General features: G+C 66.3%; 3 protein-coding genes. 2 read left to right on the top strand and 1 reads right to left on the bottom strand.

Annotated elements, in window-relative coordinates; all coding sequences use genetic code 11:
* A partial coding sequence (locus EOA60_RS28155; RefSeq protein WP_164899593.1) for an FAD-dependent oxidoreductase occupies window positions 1-256 on the bottom strand: 256 nt, incomplete at its 3' end.
* A 110-nt stretch (window positions 257-366) separates the two neighbouring features.
* Between EOA60_RS28155 and EOA60_RS28150 the strand changes: the two genes are divergently transcribed.
* On the top strand, window positions 367-1,272 hold the full coding sequence (locus EOA60_RS28150; protein WP_095825766.1) for a LysR family transcriptional regulator: 906 nt from the start codon (window positions 367-369) through the stop codon (window positions 1,270-1,272).
* Between the two features lie 87 nt (window positions 1,273-1,359).
* A partial coding sequence (locus tag EOA60_RS28145; RefSeq protein ID WP_164899592.1) for a hydantoinase/oxoprolinase family protein occupies window positions 1,360-2,586 on the top strand: 1,227 nt, incomplete at its 3' end.

Genomic DNA, 2,586 nt, shown 5'->3' with positions numbered 1-2,586 from the left:
GCACGTGACCGGTGGCGCGGAATTCGACATCGCGCCCCAGCATTTTTTCGGCCTCGCCCCACAGCCGGAGCGAGCGGTGGGCCAGCGGAAGCTGCGGCAGATGACGCCCCGTGCGCCGGATGTTGCCGAAGGAGGCGACGGTTGCTCCACCGCCGATCCGGTTGCGCTCGACCAGCGTCACGCGGGCGCCGCGCCTGGCCAGGAAATAGGCGGAAGCTGTCCCCATCAGGCCGCCGCCCAGCACGATCACATCCATTGTCGTTCCTTAGCGCAGAGGGCTGATCCTGGATCCATCTTGTCGGCGCCGCGGCAATGCGTCAAAGATGGCTTTGGATAAAACCCATAAGTTTGACCTATGGAGTAGGAATGCGGGCCCGGCAGCTCGAAGTGTTCATCGCCGTCATGCGCGCGGGCACCGTGACCGCCGCGGCGCGAATGCTGAACATCTCCCAGCCCGCGCTCAGCCAAATACTGCTCCACACTGAGGACGAGCTCGGCTTCACGCTGTTCGAGCGGGTCAAGGGCAGGCTGCGGCCGACCCCTGAGGCACTCGAGATCTTTCCCGATGCCGAGAGGCTGTCGGCGGGGCTCGACGGCCTGCGCCGCAAGACCACCGATCTGCGTCTCGGTCGGACCGGGCTGGTGCGGGTCGCCGCCTCGCCGCCGCCGGCCATGGCGATATTGCCGCGCGCCTTCACCGCATTTCGGGCGCAGCATCCCGACATGCTGCTGCGTTCCCATAGCGCGCCGATCGCCGCGATTGTAGACATGCTGCGCGCCGGCGATGCGAGCCTCGGCGTGGCCATGGATGACCGCCTGCCTCCCGACATCGAGGCCGAGGTGATCGGCAGTGTCGGCTTCGCCTGCCTGCTGCCGCGCGGACACGCGCTGCAGAAGAAAACCGAGCTGACGCTCGCTGATCTCGTGGGGCAGGAACTGATATCCTATCGCGGCAACACGCGTCCCGCCGACGAACTGGCCCACGCGGCCCGCGCGCAAGGCGTGGCGCTTTCGCCGTCGCTGGAGATCGACATTTCGATTTCCGCGGTCGGCTTCGTCCAGGCCGGCCTGGGCGTCGCTCTCGTCGACGCGCTGCTGCCGTGGCGCCAGTTTTCCGGCCTCGCTGTCAGGCCGCTGGCGGGCGGCCCGGAATTCCCGATTGCGCTGCTCGCGTCGCGCGCACGAGCCCTTTCGAGGGCCGACGAAACGATGCGCGATGACATCCGTGCGGCCTGCTCCGCCGTTCTCGGCGAGCATAGCGTCAAGGTATAAGTACGACTTATATTCTTGCCCATCATCCATCTTGGACCGTGACTGTCCGCTCGTGCGGGTTTCCGAGCAGACCGAAAGGGATGCATCATGGATGGAGCCACTGCGACGGATGAGGCGCTGAAGAAGGCCGACTGGAAGGTCGGCGTCGATATCGGCGGGACATTCATCGATTTCTGCGCGCTCGAAGCAAACTCCGGACGCGTCGCTTCGCTGAAGGTGCTGACGACGCCGGAAGATCCGGGTGCCGAGCTGATGACGGGGCTCACCTTGCTAGCCGAACGCGAAGGCTTCGACCCGACCCATATGACGCGCTTCGTGCACGGCACGACGGTCGGCATCAACACCATCATCCAGCGCAAGGGCGCGCCGCTGGCGCTATTCACCAATGCCGGCTTCGAGGACGTGATCGAACTCGCGCGGCTTCGCATGCCGGACATGTATTCGCTGTTCTGCGCGCGGCCGGATCCGCTGATCTCGCGCGACATGGTGTTCGGCATTCCGGCCCGCATGCGCGTCGATGGCAATGAATCCCAGGCGCCCGACACGGCGGCGGTGGAGAGCGCGGTCGCGGCCGCGAAAGCGAACGGGGCGCAGGGGATCGTCGTGTCCTTCCTTCATTCCTGGCGCAACGCTGCGCAGGAGGCTTCGGTCAAGGCGGCGATCGCGCGCTTGGCGCCCGACCTCTTCGTCTTCACCTCCGCCGAGGTGTGGCCGGTCATCCGCGAATACGAGCGCAGCTCGACCGCCATTCTCAATGCCTATGTCCATCCGCGCGTCTCTGGCTATCTGACCGCGCTGGAAGAGCGGCTGAAGCATCGCGGCGTGCCGGCCCGGCCGATGCTGACGAAGTCGAACGGTGGGCTGATGAACGCCGCCGAAGGCAAGCGCGCCTGCGTGAATATGCTGCTGTCGGGAACGGCCTCCGGCGTCATCGGCGCCTCGTGGCTGGCGCGTCAGGCCGGCGAGGATAAGGTTCTCACCCTCGACATCGGCGGGACCTCGGCCGATTTCGCGCTCATCATAAACGGCGAGCCGCAGTTCGGCACCGGCGAGCTGATCGGCGAATTTCCGCTCCATATCCCTTCCGTATCGGTGAGCTCGATCGGCGTCGGCGGCGGCTCGATCGCCAGCGTCGACGCGCAAGGAGTGCTGCGGGTCGGGCCGGAATCGGCGGGTTCGACGCCGGGACCTGCATGCTACGGCCGTGGCGGCGAGCGGGCGACGGTAACTGACGCCATGGTGGTGTGCGGATGGCTCGGCCATAGGCCATCTCCCTATGGCCGAGCCATCCGCACACCACCATGGCGTCAGTTA

The organism is Mesorhizobium sp. M1A.F.Ca.IN.020.06.1.1 (assembly GCF_004023265.1).
Lineage (GTDB): Bacteria > Pseudomonadota > Alphaproteobacteria > Rhizobiales > Rhizobiaceae > Mesorhizobium.
This window is presented reverse-complemented; position numbering and strand designations above follow the sequence as displayed.

Excerpts from the sequence above, each read along its gene's own strand:
- EOA60_RS28150 (WP_095825766.1), top strand. The coding sequence starts at position 367 with ATGCGGGCCCGGCAGCTCGAAGTGTTCATCGCCGTCATGCGCGCGGGC.